This is a genomic window from Pseudarthrobacter sp. KH_020_B (assembly GCF_057840185.1).
Genome location: NZ_CM174506.1, coordinates 694,764 through 713,170 on the forward strand (window position 1 = coordinate 694,764; position 18,407 = coordinate 713,170).

Annotated in this window: 16 protein-coding genes; 6 read left to right on the forward strand and 10 right to left on the reverse strand. The window is 66.4% G+C overall.

Annotated features, from left to right (window positions below):
* Window positions 1-144: 144 nt before the first annotated feature.
* The 5 genes from tgt to AC3IT0_RS03385 all read right to left on the reverse strand — a co-directional run bounded on the left by tgt (window position 145) and on the right by AC3IT0_RS03385 (window position 4,851).
* Window positions 145-1,491, reverse strand: a complete 1,347-nt coding sequence (tgt, locus tag AC3IT0_RS03365) for a tRNA guanosine(34) transglycosylase Tgt (protein ID WP_489322388.1) — start codon at window positions 1,489-1,491, stop codon at window positions 145-147.
* A gap of 33 nt (window positions 1,492-1,524) precedes the next feature.
* Window positions 1,525-2,250 carry an SRPBCC family protein gene (locus AC3IT0_RS03370; RefSeq protein ID WP_489322389.1) on the reverse strand — a complete coding sequence of 242 codons (726 nt, stop codon included), beginning with the start codon at window positions 2,248-2,250 and terminating at the stop codon, window positions 1,525-1,527.
* Between the two features lie 62 nt (window positions 2,251-2,312).
* Complete coding sequence (locus AC3IT0_RS03375) at window positions 2,313-3,350, reverse strand: DUF6707 family protein (protein ID WP_489322390.1); 1,038 nt, start codon at window positions 3,348-3,350, stop codon at window positions 2,313-2,315.
* A gap of 86 nt (window positions 3,351-3,436) precedes the next feature.
* A complete protein-coding gene (locus tag AC3IT0_RS03380) occupies window positions 3,437-3,976 on the reverse strand; it encodes an NUDIX hydrolase family protein (protein ID WP_489322391.1) in 540 nt (179 codons plus the stop codon).
* Between the two features lie 134 nt (window positions 3,977-4,110).
* Window positions 4,111-4,851, reverse strand: a complete 741-nt coding sequence (locus AC3IT0_RS03385; RefSeq protein WP_489322392.1) for a VOC family protein — start codon at window positions 4,849-4,851, stop codon at window positions 4,111-4,113.
* 76 nt (window positions 4,852-4,927) lie between these two features.
* On the opposite strand from AC3IT0_RS03385, the gene AC3IT0_RS03390 reads away from it, so the two are divergent.
* The gene (locus AC3IT0_RS03390) at window positions 4,928-5,527 is read left to right on the forward strand and encodes a YdeI/OmpD-associated family protein (protein ID WP_489322393.1); all 600 of its coding nucleotides are present in this window, start codon (window positions 4,928-4,930) and stop codon (window positions 5,525-5,527) included.
* Between the two features lie 81 nt (window positions 5,528-5,608).
* Here AC3IT0_RS03390 and AC3IT0_RS03395 read toward each other — a convergent pair whose 3' ends face one another.
* Genes AC3IT0_RS03395 through AC3IT0_RS03405 form a run of 3 tightly spaced genes read right to left on the reverse strand, consistent with a single transcriptional unit; the run spans window position 5,609 to window position 9,396 of the window.
* Window positions 5,609-6,766 (reverse strand): ABC transporter ATP-binding protein, encoded by a 1,158-nt coding sequence (locus tag AC3IT0_RS03395; protein ID WP_489322394.1) that lies wholly within the window; start codon window positions 6,764-6,766, stop codon window positions 5,609-5,611.
* On the reverse strand, window positions 6,763-8,301 hold the full coding sequence (locus tag AC3IT0_RS03400) for an ABC transporter permease (protein WP_489323708.1): 1,539 nt from the start codon (window positions 8,299-8,301) through the stop codon (window positions 6,763-6,765). The genes AC3IT0_RS03395 and AC3IT0_RS03400 overlap by 4 nt, the downstream gene beginning before the upstream one ends.
* A gap of 39 nt (window positions 8,302-8,340) precedes the next feature.
* Window positions 8,341-9,396, reverse strand: coding sequence for an iron ABC transporter substrate-binding protein (locus tag AC3IT0_RS03405; protein ID WP_489322395.1), 1,056 nt, complete (start codon window positions 9,394-9,396; stop codon window positions 8,341-8,343).
* Between the two features lie 231 nt (window positions 9,397-9,627).
* Here AC3IT0_RS03405 and AC3IT0_RS03410 point away from each other — a divergent pair, with 231 nt between their 5' ends.
* A complete protein-coding gene (locus AC3IT0_RS03410; RefSeq protein ID WP_489322396.1) occupies window positions 9,628-10,377 on the forward strand; it encodes an ABC transporter permease in 750 nt (249 codons plus the stop codon).
* 7 nt (window positions 10,378-10,384) lie between these two features.
* On the opposite strand, the gene AC3IT0_RS03415 is transcribed toward AC3IT0_RS03410, so the two are convergent.
* Window positions 10,385-11,536 carry a glycoside hydrolase family 76 protein gene (locus AC3IT0_RS03415; RefSeq protein WP_489322397.1) on the reverse strand — a complete coding sequence of 384 codons (1,152 nt, stop codon included), beginning with the start codon at window positions 11,534-11,536 and terminating at the stop codon, window positions 10,385-10,387.
* Between the two features lie 103 nt (window positions 11,537-11,639).
* On the opposite strand from AC3IT0_RS03415, the gene AC3IT0_RS03420 reads away from it, so the two are divergent.
* Complete coding sequence (locus AC3IT0_RS03420; RefSeq protein WP_489322398.1) at window positions 11,640-12,437, forward strand: SDR family NAD(P)-dependent oxidoreductase; 798 nt, start codon at window positions 11,640-11,642, stop codon at window positions 12,435-12,437.
* 56 nt (window positions 12,438-12,493) lie between these two features.
* Window positions 12,494-13,699 carry an acyl-CoA dehydrogenase family protein gene (locus tag AC3IT0_RS03425; RefSeq protein WP_489323709.1) on the forward strand — a complete coding sequence of 402 codons (1,206 nt, stop codon included), beginning with the start codon at window positions 12,494-12,496 and terminating at the stop codon, window positions 13,697-13,699.
* A gap of 69 nt (window positions 13,700-13,768) precedes the next feature.
* Here the strand turns inward: AC3IT0_RS03425 and AC3IT0_RS03430 are convergent, their stop codons facing one another.
* Complete coding sequence (locus AC3IT0_RS03430) at window positions 13,769-14,599, reverse strand: DUF1684 domain-containing protein (protein ID WP_489322399.1); 831 nt, start codon at window positions 14,597-14,599, stop codon at window positions 13,769-13,771.
* A gap of 122 nt (window positions 14,600-14,721) precedes the next feature.
* On the opposite strand from AC3IT0_RS03430, the gene AC3IT0_RS03435 reads away from it, so the two are divergent.
* Window positions 14,722-15,402, forward strand: coding sequence for an NADPH-dependent F420 reductase (locus AC3IT0_RS03435; RefSeq protein WP_489322400.1), 681 nt, complete (start codon window positions 14,722-14,724; stop codon window positions 15,400-15,402).
* 174 nt (window positions 15,403-15,576) lie between these two features.
* Window positions 15,577-18,399 (forward strand): phosphoenolpyruvate carboxylase, encoded by a 2,823-nt coding sequence (gene ppc / locus AC3IT0_RS03440; protein WP_489322401.1) that lies wholly within the window; start codon window positions 15,577-15,579, stop codon window positions 18,397-18,399.
* Window positions 18,400-18,407 lie beyond the last annotated feature (8 nt).

Consider the following 18,407-nt stretch of genomic DNA (forward strand, 5'->3'; position numbering starts at 1 on the left):
CACTCCAACCGGAAGACCAAGGCGCGATATGTGGACAACCCCGGTTCGACGGTTCCCTGCGCCCTAGACGGTTCCAAACATCGAGTGCGCAGGGAACCGTCGAAACGGCGCGGACGACGACGGGACGAACAGAGCGTGGTGGGCTCAGGAGTAGTACTGCGCCAGGGTCTCGGCCTTGAACTCGAAGAAACGGCCAGACTCGATGGCCAGCCGGGCGTCGTCCACCATCTTCACCACAAAGCGCTCGTTGTGGATGGAGATCAGCGTGGCGGAGAGCATTTCCTTGGCCTTGAACAGGTGGTGGATGTAGGCCCGCGAGTAGTTGGCGCAGGCGTAGCAGTCACAGCCGTCCTGCAGCGGGCCGAAGTCGCGCTTGTATTTGGCTCCGGAGAGGTTGAAGCGGCCGGCAGGTGTGTAGAACGCGGAGTTGCGGGCCACACGCGTGGGGGAGACGCAGTCGAAGGTGTCCGCGCCGTTCTCGATCGCGGTGAAGATATCGTCCGGCTCGGAAATGCCCAGCAGGTGCTTCGGCTTGTCCTCCGGCAGCTCCTCGTTGCACCAGCGCACAATCGTGCCGAGGTTCTCCTTCTCCAACGCCCCGCCGATGCCGTAGCCGTCGAAGTCCATGGCGCCAAGGTCCCGGCAGGCCTTCCGCCGCAGGTCCTCATACTGGGCACCCTGGATCACGCCGAACAGGGCCTGGTAGGGCTTCCCCACCCGATCGGAGGTCAGCCGGAAATGCTCGTCCAGGCAGCGAAGAGCCCACAACCGCGTGCGCTCCAGCGATTCCTCCTGGTAGCCGCGGGAGTTCTGCAGCGTGGTCAGCTCGTCGAAGGCGAATATGATGTCCGCGCCGATCTGGTGCTGGACCTGCATGGAAATTTCCGGGGAGAAGCGGTGGCGGTCCCCGTTGAGATGCGATTTGAACCAGACACCGTCGTCGTCGATGTGGGCCAGTCGTTCCTTGCCCGGAGCCACGGCGTCGTCCGGTCCGGAGGTGTCCACTGACTTCATGTCGATGACCTTCTTGAAGCCGGATCCCAGGCTCATCACCTGGAACCCGCCGGAGTCCGTGAACGTCGGCCCGGACCAGTTCATAAAGGAGCCCAGCCCGCCGGCCTCGTCCAGGATGTCCGCCCCCGGCTGGAGGTACAGGTGGTAGGCGTTGGCCAGGAGCGCCTGTGCCCCCAGTTCCGCCATGGATTCCGGCAGGACGGACTTAACCGTGGCTTTGGTCCCGACGGCGATGAACGCCGGGGTGCGGATCTCGCCGTGCGGGGTGGTGATGGTCCCCGTGCGGCCCAGGAATTCGCCGTCGTTGGCCGATACCTGCGCAGACGACGAGGCACAACTGTCAGCCAGCCGCGTGCCAACGGCGAAGGAGTACTGCGACTGGTCAGCTGCAGCGGCGGAGCTGGCCGCCGGTGCGACGGGATCAGCTGAGACGGCCGAAACGGAGGCGGATGTAGCGGAGGCGGGGTTGGCTGGCACGGTTCCAGTGTGCCAGCAAACGTCGCCGATCCCTCAGCGGGCCGCTTCCGATGTGGGGTATTCCTCAGCCCGCCAGCCGTCCCAGAGCGAATGGATGGACTCCAGTTTGTGGGCGCCCAGATCAAACGTCGAGGCGATCACCATGGCGCCGCCGTGGGGCCTTACCCCTTCAATGACGGGCTGGTCCGCCACGATCAGCAGGCCGTCGCCATGCTCCGCGTAGCTGTGGACGGTGAGACCCACCTGGTGGTTGCTGTGGAACCAGACCTTGCCGGTGAGCTCTTCCCCGGTGGCCAGCGTCAGCCCGTACGTCTCACCCGGCGCGGGCACGTCCGACAAGCCCAGCTTTTCGATGGCGGAAGCGGACTCACTGGGAATTTCGTAGAACAACGTGTGCCGTTTGCCGTGCGGGTGGTGTTCCAGCGCGAAGCGGAGTTGCTGGAGGAACGTCAGCCAGCCCTGGGTGATGTCCTCGTCCCAGGCCGCCCATTCCGAGTTGTGGTCCAAGGCTGCCCGCGTGACACTGACCAGCGTCCCTGCGGACACGGGTTTGAGGTCGAAGACGTCGCCGCCGTTGGTGGTCAGGCTGGTGTGGTCCGGGGCTTCAGCCACGTTGCTGCTGAAGTAGATCTCGTCAATCTCACCTGCCAGTTCATCGGCCTCCCAGCCATGCCACTGGGCCACTTTGGCCGGTTCACGCAGCATGGTCCAGACCTGCGGCGCGTCAGCATTTATCACCACGCTCAGATTGTTCGTCATAGCCCGAATCTACAACCCCGGCGCAGCCCCGGGTAGGGGCAATTCCCCCCGGCCCGGACAGACTAGGCCCGGACGGCCTCGAGTTCGTTGTTGATCCGGCGCTGGAGTTCGCCCGCGCCGATCGTCTCAGACCCGCCGTGCGCCCGGAGGAACATCAGGGACTCGAGGCGCAGCAGCCGCCATTCCCGCTCGGCCTCATGGTTGGAGTTGTCGATCGAGCGGAAGATCTCTTTGTCGTACAGGTTTGGTTCGTTCAGCGAACGCTGGCGCACCTTGGCGTTCATCCGCGCCTTGAACGGGTCCGTTTCCTGGTTTTCCGGCAAACGCAGCAGCTTTTCATAGACTTCGGCGCGCTCCTCCTGCCGGTCCTGGCGGCAGATGAAGCTGGACAACGCCAATGACGCCTCCACGGACGCCCACCGGCCCGGGTTGCCGTCGAACGGCAGGACGTTGAGCAGGTCCGCCACGGTGAGCGCACCGTCCGGATCCTTGAGCGTGATGAACAGTTCGTGGGCGAGGTCGCTGAGGTCCTTGAGGCAGCTGCCGGACTTGAAGTTGATGCCCTTGGCCAGCTTGTCCGCCAGCAGCAGCACACCCACGGCGTCCGGGTGGGCTTCCGCGGCGGCCTCCACCACCGCTTCGGGCGTGCCCTGCGGCGCCGGAATCCGGGCCAGTTCTTCCGCGGAGGGCCCGCTCGCCGCGGGCGGGATGGCCGGCAGGGGAGGTACGACGACGGCGGGAGCCGCCGGGGCTGCCTCCGCTTCGCCGGTGTGCTGGGGCTGTTCGGCAGGGGGTTGCGCCGCGTCCGGAAGCTGCGTAACGGCGTCGGGCGTTGTGTCCTGAAGGGTGTTGTCCGGAACCGTGATGACCCGGACTGTTGTGTCCAGGATCTTTACGGTGGAGCCGGCCGCGATGCGAAGCGTGCCGCCGCCGGTGAGGTTTGCCAGGACCACCGCAGGGGTCCCGAAATCATCCGGTTCAAACTCCACGTGCTGGATTTCGGCGGTGCGTTCACCGTCGGGGAGGAGGAGCTGATCGCCGGTGGTCAGAGATCCAGCCTGCTGTTCGCTGTAGTGCCTGGCGGCTGGGTTGTCGGTCATGGGAGTCCTTAAGTTCTCTTGCGGTCCGCCCTACAGTCTACAAAGCGGGGCCCCGGAAGTCGGGGACGCCGGGGAACCAGCGGGCGTCAGTTACCCACTCCCGCAAACGCCAGCGCCTGGCGGACCAGGGAGCCTCGGCCGCCGCTGAATTCGAGCTGGACGCCGGGGCTAAGCACTTCCGCAGGAGTCATCCAGGTCAGTTCCAGGGCGTCCTGGCGGGGTTCGCATTCGCCCGTAACGGGGATGACATACGCCAGGGAGACGGCGTGTTGGCGGTCGTCGGTGAAGCCGGTCTGGGACGGGGCCGGGAAGTATTCGGCCACCATGAACGGGACCGGGCTGATGGGGAGCTGCGGAAAGGCGAGCGGCCCCAGGTCCTTTTCCATGTGGCGCAGGAGTGCGGCGCGGATGGTCTCGCGGTAGATCACGCGGCCCGATACCAGCGACCGGATCATGTTCCCGTCTTCATCGGCCTGGAGCAGCGTGCCGACCTCGTTCACAAAACCCAGCGGATCCAGCCTTACCGGCACGGCCTCCACGTAGATCATGGGGAGCCTCCCGCGGGCCTCAAAGAGGTCTTCTTCGGAGAGCCAGCCGGGATTAGGGTCAGGAGTGCGAACGTTCATGGTTAAGTTCTACCCCATCGGGCGGCCTCGGACCGCTGAGGGGTGAGCTATCAGCGTAAAGCGGCGCCCAAAGCGCCGGAATCTCACCCCTCGGCCGGTTCAGGGCGCGTTCGTGCCCGGTTCGTGCCCGCGGATCACTGTACGGCGAGGCGCTGCGAGATCCAGAGCGTGGGCGGGACATGCGGGGCGGTTGTGTCCACGGCAGCGTCGGGGTTGGCCACGTGCAGGGTCCGGCCGAAGGCTTCCTCGGTTTCGCTGACGTCCAGCCCGGCGGCGGCGAGCCGGTCCCGCAAGGCGCCCAGATCGCCGTCGTACTCAAATCCCAGGCCGGACCGCGGCGGCCCGGACGCCGGCCGCACCATCAGCACCCCGCCATTCTTGGCAGTAAAGTCGGCCGTTTCGTCGGCGTCCGGGACGGGGCGGAACCTGGCGCCGATGTCCTGCAGCGTCACGGCGGCGGCGCCGGGATCCTCCGTAAACCAGACCCCGACGACGGTCAGCGCCGGGTCAGCGTCCGCCGCGTTGGGCTCCCGGGCACCCTTGTCAGCCAGGAACGTGAAGCCATCCCGGCCGGTGATGCGGCACGACTCGCCGTGGTCGGCGGCGATGAGTTCGGCGACGGTATTCCCGGATTCCTCAGCGGCCAGGGTGGTGCGCCGGGCGAATTCCGCAAGATCGCCCACCTCGACGCCCAGGGCAGTGGTGCCGTCATCCGGGGCACCGGCGTCGGCCAAATGCAGGGCCAGACGGCCGGAACCGGCGTCGAACTCCCGCCACGGGCCGTCATCAACGGTCTTGGCCACGCCCAGGGCAGCCAGGAGCTGTTCCCAACTGTCCGGCCGGGAGGTGAAATGGACGGGTCTGACACGCAGCATGGGTTCCTCCTCGAATCCGGACAAGTCGGCTACCGCCATCATGCCACTTCCTGCAGAAGGCGGGCAGAATAGGGCCATGGCCATCGAACTCGAGGAACTGCTGGTAGCGGACGCGGCGGAGTGGCGGCTGTGGCTGGAACAGCACCACGCCACCAGCCCGGGCGTGTGGCTGGTGCTGCATAAGAAGGGCGGCAACACCACTGAACTGGACTACGAGGCAGCCTTGCAGGAGGCGCTGTGCTTTGGCTGGATCGACGGGCAGGGCAAAAGGCGCGACGACGGCAGCTCCTTCCAGCGGATGACCCGCCGCGGTCCCAAGAGCATCTGGTCGGCGCGGAATGTGGACCGCATCGGGAAGCTCGAGGCTGCCGGCAGGATGACTGCGGCGGGCCGCGCGGCCGTTGACGCCGCCAAGGCGGACGGGCGCTGGGAGGCCGCGTACTCAGGCCAGGCGTCCGCGGAAATACCCGCGGACCTCGCGGCTGCCATCGCGGCCGTCCCCGAGGCGCAGGCCATGTTCGAGGTCCTCACGTCGGTGAACCGGTATGCCCTGATTTACCGCACGAATTCCGTGAAGCAAGCGTCCACGCGGGAACGGAAAATCGCCGGCTTTGTCGAGATGCTGGCCCGGGGCGAGGCGCCGTATCCGCAGAAGAAGAAGCCCGCCGGAGGCTAATGGGGCCGGATTTCCCCAACTGAGTAGCCGTAACTGTCGTTATGAGGGCTCATAACGACAGTTACCGCTACTCAGTTGGGGTCAGTCGTCCAGGGGGAACGCGACCGCTTCGCCCACCACCCGCAGGCAGAGTTCCATTCCGGGCCGCGCGATGGAGGCGTTCCAGTGCCGGATGGTGATGACCTCGCCGCCGCCGGGGTAGCGGTGGTCGGAACGGCCGGCGAGTTCAGGAGGCACAGCGAGTTTGAGCCGCACGGTGGTTTCCGGGCCGAAGTAGTCGGTGTCAACCACCACGCCGCGGATGGGGCCATCCTCGGCGATGCGGATCTGTTCCGGACGCAGCATCAGCTGCACGCGGCCCTGGGCAGGCGGGCGGCGCACGGGAATACCGCCCAGTGAGCACGTGGCCAGCGAGCCTTCCATCCAGGCGTCCAGGATGACGGCGTCGCCCAGGAATTCCGCGGTGGCGCGGTCGGCGGGGCGGGTGTAAACCACAAACGGGTTTCCGATCTGGGCCAGCTTGCCGCCGCGCATCACGGCCACCTGGTCCGCGAAGGACAGGGCTTCGGCCTGGTCGTGGGTGACCAGAATGGTGGTGACGCCGGCTTTGTTGAGGACCTTGGCCACGGCCCGCCGGGTTGCCACGCGCAGGCCGGCATCGAGGGCGGAAAAGGGCTCGTCCAGCAGCATCAGTTCGGGTTCGCGGGCCAGCGCGCGGGCCAATGCCACACGCTGCTGCTGCCCGCCGGAGAGCTGGTGCGGCCGCCGCTTGGCCATCGAGGCGTCCAGGGAGACCATGTCCAGCAGCTCGCTGATCCGGGCCGCCGCCGCCCGGCGGCCGCCCGCCAGCCTGGCCGCGTCCAGGCCGAACGCGATGTTCTGGCCCACCGTCAGGTGCGGGAAAAGCGCCCCGTCCTGGGCCACGTACCCGACGTGCCGTCTGTGTGCGGGCAGCCAGACGCCGTCGCCAGCCACCTTGGAGCCGTTCAGCGAGATGCTGCCCGTGGCAGGGTGTTCAAAGCCGGCGATCAGCCGCAGGAGGGTGGTTTTGCCCGAGCCGGAGGGCCCCACGATGGCGGTGGTCCCGCCCTTGGCCACCGACAGGTTGATGCCCTTGAGGACGGCCTGGGAACCGAAGTTCCTGGTGACATCGGTGATCTGCAGGTGGCTGTTGGTGCTGGGTGCCACTGACGGCGCGATCCGCGGTTCCAGAAGCCTGGAGGGGGATTGTTCGGTCATTGTCCGGCCACTTTCTTGGACTGCTGGAAGAGAAGGTAAGTCATGGGCGCCGAGAGCAGGATCATCAGCAGGGCATACGGGGCTGCCCCGGCGTAGTCGATTTCGCTGCTCTTGCTCCAGAACGCGCTGGCCAGGGTTGTTGTCCCGTTCGGGGATAGCAGCAGCGTGGCGGTCAGTTCGGTCACGACGGCCAGGAACACCAGCGCTGCGCCGCCGGCGGCCGCGGGAGCCGTGAGGCGCAACGTGATCTTCAGGAAGGCATTGAACGGGGACCTGCCCAGGGCGCGGGCCGCTTCGTCGAGTTCCTTGGGGGCCTGTGCCAGCCCGGCGCGGATGTTCACCAAGGCACGCGGAATGAACAGCAGCACGTACGCGGCCACCAGCAGGCCGGTGGTCTGGTAGATGCCCGGGGCCACGTTGATGGCCACGGTGACGAAGGCCAGACCCACCACAATGCCGGGCATGGAACTGGTGATGTAGTTGGAGAGCTCCAGGGACTTGCTGAACCAGCCCGGATACCGGACGGCCAGATACGCCATGGGGAACGCGACGACGGTGGCGGCCACTGCGCCGGCAAGGCCCAGTCCCAGCGTCTGCAGCAGCGCGGGGACAAACTCCTCCACATCCCAGATCTCGGCGCCGCCGGCCACGATCCAGCGGATCACAAGCCACAGCGGCAGGCCGAACGCCAGGACAGTGAGCGCCAGGAGTCCGAGCTGGGCCGGAATCTGGTAGCGGTGCAGGGGGAGCCGCAGGGGCTTGGACTGCGCGCCGGAGCCGATCCGTGCGTAGCGGGCCGTGCCGCGGCTGCGGACCTCCACTACCAGGAGGATCAGGCAGAAGAACACCAGGACGCTGGCCAGCATATTTCCCGCCGTGCCGTTGAACGTGGAAGCGTACTGCTGCATGATCGCCGTCGTAAACGTCTCAAAGCGGATCATCGCGAAGGCGCCGTACTCGGCCAGCAGGTGCAGGCCCACCAGCAGGCCACCGCCGGTGACGGCGATACGCAGCTGGGGCAGCACCACGCGGAAGAAGACCTGCCACGGGCCCAGACCCAGGGACGCCGCCGACTGCTCGATGGCCGGATCCAGCCGGCTCAGCGTGGCCGCGGCCGGAATGTAGACCAGGGGGAAGTAAGACAGCGTGGCGATCAGCGCGCCGGACCAGACGCCTTCCAGGGAGGGGATGGCGGACACCCAGGCGTAGCTGTTCACGAACGCGGGAATGGCCAGCGGCGCCGCCAGGAACACGGCCCACCACTTGTGGCCCCGCAACTTGGTGCGTTCCACCAGCCACGCGCCGCCCACGCCGACCACCAGGGTTGCGGGCACCACGATGAGCATCAGCAGGAGGGTGTTGACCAGCAGCTCGCCCACCCGGGAGCGGAAGATCAGCTCGATGCTGGTATCCCAGCCGGTGACCGCTGTCATGTAGATGACATAGCCCAACGGGATGAGGGCGAACAGGGCCAGCAATGTGGCCAGGAGCGCAACCACCAATGGCGGGCGAGGGCTGTTGCCCTTGCCCGCCATCGCCGCCTTGACGGTTAGTTCTGGGGTTGAAACCAAATGCTAGAGCAGACCGGCCTTGGTCATCAGCTCCGTGACCTTCTTGGAGTTCAGCTTGGCGGAGTCAACCGTCGGTGCCTGCAGTTCGGCCAGCGGAACCAACTTGTCGTTGGATGCCACGCCGGCGCCCACGGTGTACTCGAAGTCCTTGCCCGTCTGCAGCTGCTCCTGGCCCTTCTTGCCCGTGATGAAGGCAAGGAACGCGTCGGCAGCGGCCTTGTTCTTGGAGGACTTCAGCACGCCACCGCCGGATACGGAGACAAACGCGCCCGGATCCTGGTTCTTGAAGTAGTGGCTGGCCACGTTCTTGGAGTTCTCGCCGGTCTTGGCCTGGTCACCGAAGTAGTAGTAGTGGTAAATAACGCCACCTTCGATTTCACCGGCGTTGACAGCCTTCATGACCGCTCCGTTGCCCTGGTAGCCCTTGAAGTTTTCCTTCATGGCCGTGAGCCACTTCTCGGTTTCGGCCTCGCCCTTGAGTTCAAGGAAGGCGGAAACGATCGCCTGGAAGTCGGCGCCGGACGGCGACGCGCCCCAGCGGCCCTTCCACTCGGGACCGGCCAGGTCGGAGAGGGACTTGGGCAGCTTATCTTCGGTGAGCTTTTCCTTGTTGTACACGAACACGGTGGAGCGGGCTGCGACGCCGGTCCACTTGTTGGTGGACGGGCGGTACTCGGCCGGAACCTGGTTCTTGACCTCGTCGGTGAGGTCGGCGAACAGGCCTGCGTTTTCCACCTGGGTCATGGCGGGGGAGTTTTCGGTGATGAAGATGTCAGCCGGGGACTTATCGCCCTCCTGGATGATCTGGTTGGACATCTCGGTGTCCTTGCCCTGGCGCAGGGTGACCTTGATGCCGGTCTCCTTGGTGAACTCTTCCACCCAGGCCTTGGTCATGGATTCGTGCTGTGCGTTGTAGACCGTGATCTCGCCGGAAGCCTTGGCTTCTCCGGACGGTGCGACGGTGGCTGCCGGGGACGTGCTGCCGCCACAGGCGGTCAGTCCGAGGGCTGCAGTGGCGGCGAGTGCGATGCCGGCCAGAGCGCTGTTGCGGATCTTCATTGAGGGCTACTTTCTGCGAACAGTCAACGGGACCGGAGTCCTGGTGTGGGCCGGGGATTTCGGGGAGGCTCACCTGAGAAAGCGTAGGTTAGCCATACCTAAGCCACCAAGCCATGCGGGTCTTAAGTGACTAGGATCACAAGGATTACGGAAGTGTTGCGTGACCTAATTCCAGCAGGGCGCGACTTAGTTACTCCGTGACACGGGCGGCCCGCTGGCTATGCTGGCCTCATGCCTGAGCTCGCCGATTTCGTGCCGACAGTGGCCGGCGTCGGTCTGCTGGTGATGCTCACGGTGGCGGTGCTGCTGGCATTCCAGGTGCCGTCCGCGTTTTCTCCCGCGCTCGCGATCCTCAGGGGAGCCGTGCAGCTGGCGGCCGTCAGTTTCGTTCTCAGCGGCGTGATCACCAGTCCGGTCTGGGTTGCCGTTGCATTGGCGGTGATGTTCGCCGTTGCGGCCGTGAGCGCCACGCGGCGGATCGGCTGGAGCTGGGCGCACCTCGCGCTCGTAGGTGGTTCGATGGCTGCGGGCATCACCGCCACGCTGCTCATCATTTTCGGCACCGGCGCCATCGAATTCGCGCCCCGCTACGCCCTGGCCATTGGCGGGATAGTGATCGGCAATGCCATGACCGTCGCGGTCCTGGCAGGCAGGCGCTTCGCGGAGTCCGTCCATGATCATTGGGACGAGGTGGAGGGCTGGCTCGCCCTGGGTGCTTCGCCGCGCCGGGCAACCCTTGACCTCGCCCGGCGTTCAGTTCACGCCGCCCTGATTCCTGCCACGGACCAGACCAAGACCACGGGCCTGGTCACCCTGCCGGGAGCGTTCGTGGGAGCAATTTTCGGCGGGATTTCGCCCCTGGAGGCAGGGCGTTTCCAGATCGTGGTGCTCGCAGCCATCATCGCCGCAGGAGCAGTCACCGCCGTCCTGGTGGTCGCCCAGCTTGCGCCGGTCCGCGTACGCCCGGCGCAGCCGCGGTGAGCGGCGGTCATTCCAGGGCCGCGGCGGCTTCCAGCACCATCCAGGCCTGCAGCTGGGTGGAAAGTTCGACGGCGGCACCTGGCGGGTAGGTGGAGTCCGCCGGCTGTGCAGCGTGGATGGAAAAGACGACGCTGCCGCTACTGGCTGATGCTGTCCCGGGGGCGGCCGGCCGGCGGCCCGCCCAGAAAGCTTCGGCAGTAGCTGTCACCAACTCCGTAGCGGTGTTCCGGGCGGACTCCGGGAGCCGCGCGTCGACGGCGGCGAGTGCCAGGTACCGGCAGAGAATCCCGGTGAAGAGTCCGCCGTCGCCCGTTCCATCGCAGCGGAGGATCCGCTGCCCCGGTTCCGTGAGCTGGTTGGCGACCGCGTCCACCAGTGCGGCGGCCCGGGCGAGGTTGGCGTCGCCGCCGAGCTCCAGCAGGGCTCCCAGCACGGGGCCCTGGTTGTAGGTGTAGACGGTCTCCTCGACTACAACTTCGCCGGATGCGTTGAGCCGTGCCCCGTCGAGGTAGAGGCCCTGAGATTCATCAAAGAGCACGGCATTGAGCCAGTCGACCAGCCGCTGCGCCTTGGCTTGCTGGCCTGTCCGGGCGTAGTAAAGCGCCACGGGGGCGGTGGCCGGGGTGTTCTTGAAGTCGCGCTTTGTGCTCCAGAAGCTGCCGCCGCCCAGGTCGTCGGTGGAGGCGGAATCAAACTGCAGGGTGAGGGTCTTGTGGACCATGGCGTTGCGGCGGCGTCCGGGTTTGCGCGTCTCCTCGGCCAGGCTTTGCAGGCGGTGCGTCGCCAGCGCCAGCCAGGCCATGTCGTCGTAGTAGTTGTTGACAAGGGTGAAGGCGTTGCGCAGCCGGATGCCGGTGACCAGCCTCGACGCGAGCCTGCCGGCGCTGGCGTGGCGTGGACCGTTGAACCTTGCCGCGGGGGTGGCGCCGTTGCCCAGTTCGCGGCGCCCGGCGTCCACCAAGCAGTCCACGTAGTGCGCCTGCCACCAGTAATGCCAGGGGTGGAGGAGGTTCTTCAGGTGATTCGACGGCCACTGCACGGCGGCCAGGTGGGTTCCCGGCAGGAACAGCAGCCGCCGGCCGAAGAGTGCGGTGACGGAGCGGGCCGCCACGTTGGCCCGGTCCTGCCAGTCGGCGGGTTGGGCGTCCGGCGTGGTCATGCATTTAGCCTAGTGGGTGCGGCCAGCCGGAATTTCAGTTAACATTCACTAACTAACGTTCCGCGCCTGTCCCTTGGTGTTGGAGCCGCATCAAGGAGGATGTATGGACGTCTTGGGTACTGTCGCGCTGATTACGGGCGGGGCCTCCGGGCTGGGGGCTGCCACCGCGAAGCGCCTGTTCGACGCCGGTGCCTCTGTGGTGCTGATCGACCTGCCGTCCTCTGCCGGTGCGGCCTACGCCGCGAAGCTGAACGCTGCCGGCGACGGCTCCGGACCACGCGCAGTCTTTGCCCCTGCCGACGTCACCAACGAAGCAGAGGTTCAGGCCGCCGTCGACACCGCTGCCGCGATGGGGCCGCTGCGGATTGTGGTGAACTGTGCCGGGATCGCCACCCCGGGCAAGGTCCTGGGCCGCGACGGCGTCCTCCCGCTGGACACGTTCAACCGCGTCATCCAGGTCAACCTCATCGGGACGTTCAACGTGCTGCGCCTGGCGGCCGCGGCCATGGTCTCCACGGAACCGGTCAGCACGGAACTGGGCGGACCCGAGCGCGGCGTCATCATCAACACCGCCTCCGTGGCGGCCTTCGATGGGCAGATCGGGCAGCCCGCGTACGCCGCCTCCAAGGGTGCCGTCGCCGCCATGACGCTGCCGCTGGCCCGGGAACTGGCGCGCTCGCTGGTCCGGGTGGTGACCATCGCCCCGGGCATTTTCGAAACACCCATGATGGCAACCCTCCCGCAAGAGTCCCAGGATTCGCTGGGCCAGCAGGTCCCGCACCCGTCCCGCCTCGGCAGGCCAGCCGAATACGCCAATCTGGTGGCCCACCTTGTGGACAATGCGATGATCAACGGCGAAACCATCCGGCTCGACGGCGCCATCCGGATGGGCCCGAAGTGAACCTGCCTTCCACTTCTGGTTCGGCCACTTCGGGGCCGGCCACCTCCGAACCGGCGATCGACGGCCTGCCCACCGCCGATTTTTTCGCGTTCGAGTCCTTCCTCAACCCGAAGGAGCGGGCCAAGCTGGCCGAGCTGCGGGAGTTCCTGGCCGCGGAGATCGCCCCTTATGCGTCGGACTGGTGGAACAAGGCGGAGTTCCCGGCGCACATCCTGCCCAAGCTCGCCGCGCTGGAGCTGAGCACGCCTGCGCAGCGCGGCTACAGCAACCTCTTCGCTGGACTCGTCATCGCCGAGATGACGCGGGTGGACACCTCGATCGCCACTTTCTTCCTGGTCCACCACGACCTGTTCGTGGAGTCGCTTTACGGTTTTGGTTCGGCCGACCAGAAGGCGCGGCTGCTCGAGGACGCCTCAAGCCTGCGCATCACCGGCGCCTTCGCCCTCACGGAGCCCGGCCACGGTTCCGATGTGGCCGGCGGGATGGAAACGAGTGCCCGGCGCATCTCCAGCGCAACGGGAGAGCCCGACGACGACGGCGACTCCTGGGTGCTCAACGGCGCTAAACGATGGATCGGGAACGGGACGTTCTGCGACTACATGCTGGTGTGGGCCAAGGACGAGGCCGTGGCTGCCGACGGGCATGGCGCGGTGCGCGGGTTCATCGTTGATGCGTCCTTGCCGGGCGTGAGCCGGAGCCGGATCGAGAACAAGATTGCGCTGCGGACCGTCCAGAACGCGGACATTGTGCTCAAGGATGTCCAGGTTGCGGAGGCTGACCGTTTTGCCGGGATCAGCAGTTTTGAGGACACCAACCAGCTCCTCCGGGGCTCCCGGATCATGGTGGCGTGGCAGGCGGTGGGACAGCAGCTGGCGGCGTTCGACGTGGCCAGGCAGTACGCCGTCGAACGCCACCAGTTCGGCCGGCCGCTGGCGAAATTCCAGCTCATCCAGCAGCAGCTGGTCACCATGCTGGGCAACGCCGTAGCGAGCATGGCCATGATGGCGCGTATTGCCCAGTTGCAGGACGACGGCGTGGCGGACATGCCGCAGGTGGCCCTCGCCAAGTCCTACACGAGTGCCCGGATGCGGGAGACCGTGGCGATGGGCCGGTCCATCCTGGGCGGCAACGGCATCGTAACCGACTACCGGATGGCCAAGATTTTCGCCGACGCCGAAGCCATCTACACCTACGAGGGCTCGTTCGAAATCAACACGCTCATTGTGGGCCGGGCGGTCACCGGCGTCTCCGCGATCGTCTGACCCACCATTTAGCGCGAAAGGACACTTGAGGCCCCGTTCCGCCGGGGCCTCAAGTGTCCATTCGCGCTTCTAGAACGCAGGTTGCTTTTCGCCGGCTTCGATCTTCGCGTCGAGGCTGTTGCCTTTCACGGGCATGGGGCAGGTGCCGTACGGGGTGAAGGCGCTGGGGTAGTTGATGGCGCGGTTGAAGTCCAGCACCACCGTGGCCTTCCCGGAGGCATCAGCGCGCGGCCTGGGGGTGGAGACTTTCCGCCACTCGTCTGTTGATTCGCCGTTGGTTTCATCGTGGAACGTGATGGTCAGGGCTCCCAGTTTTTCCTCCTCGGCGTGCAGCCGGTACTCATGGTTGATCCCCGGCAGCCGGAAAACCACTTCGCCCACCGAATAGTGCACGCCGTCCACCAGGGGATTGGCCGTTCCGATCGGGATGGCCACCGGTTCCGGATACGCCTGGTAGGCTGCCGCGACCACCAGGTCCGGGTTGTAGTCGAAGGTGGGCACGCCGTCGAACTCCGTCAGCACCGGCGAACCGGAATCACGGGTCCGGATGGCGTACCGGTCCGCGCGCATGGCGAGTTCCACCACTACCTGCTGCCCGTCCGCGCCGCCGAACTGCACCCACATCAGGGATTCCTCGTTGGCGATGGAGGCAGTAATGGTCCCGTCCACGGGCTCGCCGGTTTCCACCAGCGTCAGGCCGTCCTGCGCCGCAGCGGTGAGCGTCGCCGTCGTACCGTCCGTTGACCAGAGGCCGGGGGCGAGGTCGACGGCGGCGGGCCGGGATTCCAGCCACTGGAAGGAAGTGAGTGTCAGCCAGCCGTGGCGGGTGGCGAGGGCTTTGTTCCGGTTGGTGCGGAAACGCTGCCAGCGTTCCAGCTGGGCTGCTGCGGTGGTGCTCATGGTTCCTCCAAAGCGGTTCTGATTCCCCGGGCTACAACCCCGGGCAGGCACCGCTCATTCCACCACGGACAGCCACGGCTGCAGCCTATGCCTTGCAGCCGGTGGATAGTAACGTCTGAAGCATGAAAATCGCAGTCTTGGGTACAGGTACCGTAGGCCGGACCCTCGCGGGCGCGCTGTCCACGCTGGGACACGACGTGGTGGTGGGCACCCGCGACCCGGGAGAAACTCTCGCCCGCAGCGGCCCGGACTCCATGGGCACGCCGCCCTTCAGCGAATGGCACGCAGCGAACCAGCACATCGCCCTGGAAACGTTCGCGGAAGCCGCGGCCGCGGCGGAACTGATAGTGAATGCAACGGACGGGGCCGGCACACTCAGTGCCCTCAGCGCCGCGCATTCGGCCAACCTGTCGGGGAAAGTTGTTATCGACGTGTCCAACCCGCTCGATTTTTCCCAAGGAATGCCGCCGGTGCTGAACCCCGTCAACACCGACAGCAATGCCGAACGGATCCAGCATTCCTTCCCGCAGGCTCGGGTGGTCAAGACCCTCAACACCATGAACGCCGGGCTGATGGTGGACCCCGGCAGGCTGGGCGGCGGGGATCACTCCGTATTTGTCTCAGGCGACGACGCCGACGCTAAGAACACCGTGACCGGACTCCTCCGGGAGCTGGGCCACCGTGACATTATTGACCTCGGAGACATCACCACCGCCCGCGGGGCGGAGATGATGCTCCCGGTGTGGCTGCGCCTGTACGGAGCCCTGGGGACCCTTGATTTCAACTTCAAGATTGTCCGCTGAGATCCTGCGCCGCCCACACCGCCTGGCGAGAACCTTCGTTGAGAGACCGGCGCAATATCTGAGACGGATTCCGCCTTCGCCATCCCGTGCGGGTAGCATCGATAGCTAGTAACGTGGCTCACAGTATCCAGCGCAGTGTACGAGCCAAGTCCGAACCCTCGAAAGACAGTTTCCATGGCTAACACTGCAATGAATTCCGCAACCGACCTCGCCTCTGAACTGAGGGCCGACGTCCGGCGCGTCTCCACCCTGCTGGGTGAATCCCTGGTCCGCCAGCACGGCCCCGAACTCCTTAACCTGGTGGAGCAGGTCCGCCTCCTCACCAAGGAGTCCAAGGAAGCCGCCCGCGGCGGTGCCGATGCCACCGGCCCCTGGAGCGCGCACGACGTCGTCGAACAGGTCCGCGAACTCCTCGGCTCCCTGCCGATCGAGCAGGCCACCGACCTGGTGCGGGCCTTCGCGTTCTACTTCCACCTGGCCAACGCCGCGGAGCAGGTCCACCGGGTCCGCGGCCTGCGGACCCGGCAGGAGAAGGACGGCTGGCTGGCCAAGGCCGTCACCGAAATCGCCGCCCAGGCTGGGCCGGGCGTGCTTCAGGAAGTGGTCAACGGGCTGGACGTCCGCCCCATCTTCACCGCCCACCCCACCGAGGCTTCGCGCCGTTCCGTGCTGGACAAGATCCGCAAGCTCTCCGATGTCCTGGCCGAACCCACGAAGGAAGGCACGTCCGCGCGCCGCCGCCAAGACCGCCAGCTTTCGGAGGTCATCGACCAGATGTGGCAGACCGACGAACTGCGCCAGGTGCGCCCCACACCGGTGGACGAGGCCCGCAACGCGATCTACTACCTCGGCGGCATCCTGACCGACGCCATGCCCGAGATGCTCTCGGATTTCTCGGAACTGCTTGGTGAGCACGGCGTCAGCCTCTCCTCCAAGGACGCACCCATCCGGTTTGGTTCCTGGATCGGCGGCGACCGGGACGGCAACCCCAACGTCACCGCCGCCGTCACCCGCGAAATCCTCCAGATCCAGAACCAGCACGCCGTCCGCATCAGCATCGCGATGATGGACGAGCTGATCTCCATCCTGTCCAACTCCACCGCATTGTCCGGCGCGGACCAGACCCTGCTGGACTCCATCGACGCGGACCTGAAGAAGCTCCCGGGCCTGGACCGGCGCGTCCTGGAACTCAACGCCCAGGAGCCCTACCGCCTGAAGCTCACGTGCATCAAGGCCAAACTCATCAACACGGGCAAGCGGGTGGCCGCGGACTCCACCCATGAGCACGGCCGTGACTACCGCTCCACCGAGGAACTCCTGGCCGACCTCGAACTGCTGGAGCTATCCCTCCGCAACCACTCGGCGTCGCTCGCCGCTGATGGCGCACTGGCCCGCGTCCGCCGCGCCGTCGCGTCCTTCGGCCTGCACCTGGCCACGCTGGACATCCGCGAGCACGCCGACCACCACCATGACGCCGTTGGCCAGCTGATGGACCGGCTGGGCGGCCCCGGCATCCGCTATGCGGAACTGAGCCGCGAGGAACGCTTCGAGGTGCTCGGTTCGGAGCTCGCCTCACGCCGGCCGCTGTCCGGCCACCCGATTAAGCTCGACGGCGTCGCTGACGGCACGTACGACGTCTTCCGTGAGATCCGCCGCGCCCTGCGCACGTACGGTCCGGACGTCATCGAGACCTACATTATTTCCATGACCCGCGGCGCGGACGACGTCCTGGCCGCGGCCGTCCTGGCCCGCGAGGCAGGCCTGATCAACCTGTTCGGCGAAGCCCCCTACGCCAAGATCGGGTTCGCGCCGCTGCTGGAGACCGTGGAGGAGCTGCGTGCCTCGGCGGAGATCGTGGACCGGCTGCTGTCCGTTCCGTCCTACCGCGACCTGGTCCGGCTGCGCGGCGACGTCCAGGAAATCATGCTGGGCTACTCGGACTCCAACAAGGAATCCGGCGTGATGACCAGCCAGTGGGAGATCCACAAGACCCAGCGCAACCTGCGCGACGTTGCGGCCAAGCACGGCGTCCGGGTCCGGCTGTTCCACGGCCGCGGCGGTTCCGTGGGCCGCGGCGGCGGACCCACCTACGATGCCATCATGGCCCAGCCCAACGGCGTGCTGGAAGGCGAAATCAAGTTCACCGAACAGGGCGAGGTCATCTCGGACAAGTACTCGCTGCCGGAGCTGGCCCGCGAAAACCTGGAGCTGTCGCTCGCGGCAGTGCTCCAGGGCTCGGCCCTGCACCGGGATCCGCGCACGTCGGATGACCAGCGCGAACGGTACGGGCACGTTATGGAGATCATCTCCGACGGTGCCTTCGACCGGTACCGGCAGCTGATCGACCACCCTGACCTGCCCGCGTACTTCCTGGCCTCCACCCCCGTGGAGCAGCTGGGCTCGCTGAACATCGGCTCCCGCCCGTCCAAACGCCCGGATTCCGGGGCAGGGCTTGGCGGCCTGCGTGCCATCCCCTGGGTGTTCGGCTGGACGCAGTCCCGGCAGATCGTACCGGGCTGGTTCGGTGTGGGCTCTGGCCTGAAGGCAGCCCGCGAGGCCGGGAACTCCGCGCAGCTGGTGGAGATGATGGAGAGCTGGCACTTCTTCCGGTCTGTTGTCTCCAACGTGGAGATGACGCTGGCCAAGACGGACCTGGACATTGCCGGGTACTACGTGGCTACCCTGGTTCCCGAGGACCTGCACCACATTTTCCGGGCCATCCGCGAAGAGTTCGAACTCACGGTCACCGAGATCCAGAACCTCACCGGTGAGAACGTGCTCCTGGACGCCCAGCCGACGCTCAAGCGTTCGCTGGAGATCCGGGACCAGTACCTGGACCCCATCAGCTACCTGCAGGTGGAGCTGCTCCGCCGCGTGCGGGCTGCCCAGGGCGCCGAAGGCGAGAGCATCAGCGGCGCCGAGATCGACGAACGGCTCCAGCGGGCCATGCTGATCACGGTCAACGGGGTGGCGGCCGGCCTGCGCAACACGGGCTAACTCCACCC

Coding starts and splice junctions, on each gene's coding strand:
- AC3IT0_RS03370 (WP_489322389.1), bottom strand. CDS start 2,250: ATGACGAACAATCTGAGCGTGGTGATAAATGCTGACGCGCCGCAGGTC.
- AC3IT0_RS03375 (WP_489322390.1), bottom strand. CDS start 3,350: ATGACCGACAACCCAGCCGCCAGGCACTACAGCGAACAGCAGGCTGGA.
- AC3IT0_RS03380 (WP_489322391.1), bottom strand. CDS start 3,976: ATGAACGTTCGCACTCCTGACCCTAATCCCGGCTGGCTCTCCGAAGAA.
- AC3IT0_RS03385 (WP_489322392.1), bottom strand. CDS start 4,851: ATGCTGCGTGTCAGACCCGTCCATTTCACCTCCCGGCCGGACAGTTGG.
- AC3IT0_RS03390 (WP_489322393.1), top strand. CDS start 4,928: ATGGCCATCGAACTCGAGGAACTGCTGGTAGCGGACGCGGCGGAGTGG.
- AC3IT0_RS03395 (WP_489322394.1), bottom strand. CDS start 6,766: ATGACCGAACAATCCCCCTCCAGGCTTCTGGAACCGCGGATCGCGCCG.
- AC3IT0_RS03400 (WP_489323708.1), bottom strand. CDS start 8,301: ATGGCGGGCAAGGGCAACAGCCCTCGCCCGCCATTGGTGGTTGCGCTC.
- AC3IT0_RS03405 (WP_489322395.1), bottom strand. CDS start 9,396: ATGAAGATCCGCAACAGCGCTCTGGCCGGCATCGCACTCGCCGCCACT.
- AC3IT0_RS03410 (WP_489322396.1), top strand. CDS start 9,628: ATGCCTGAGCTCGCCGATTTCGTGCCGACAGTGGCCGGCGTCGGTCTG.
- AC3IT0_RS03415 (WP_489322397.1), bottom strand. CDS start 11,536: ATGACCACGCCGGACGCCCAACCCGCCGACTGGCAGGACCGGGCCAAC.
- AC3IT0_RS03420 (WP_489322398.1), top strand. CDS start 11,640: ATGGACGTCTTGGGTACTGTCGCGCTGATTACGGGCGGGGCCTCCGGG.
- AC3IT0_RS03430 (WP_489322399.1), bottom strand. CDS start 14,599: ATGAGCACCACCGCAGCAGCCCAGCTGGAACGCTGGCAGCGTTTCCGC.
- AC3IT0_RS03435 (WP_489322400.1), top strand. CDS start 14,722: ATGAAAATCGCAGTCTTGGGTACAGGTACCGTAGGCCGGACCCTCGCG.
- ppc (WP_489322401.1), top strand. CDS start 15,577: ATGGCTAACACTGCAATGAATTCCGCAACCGACCTCGCCTCTGAACTG.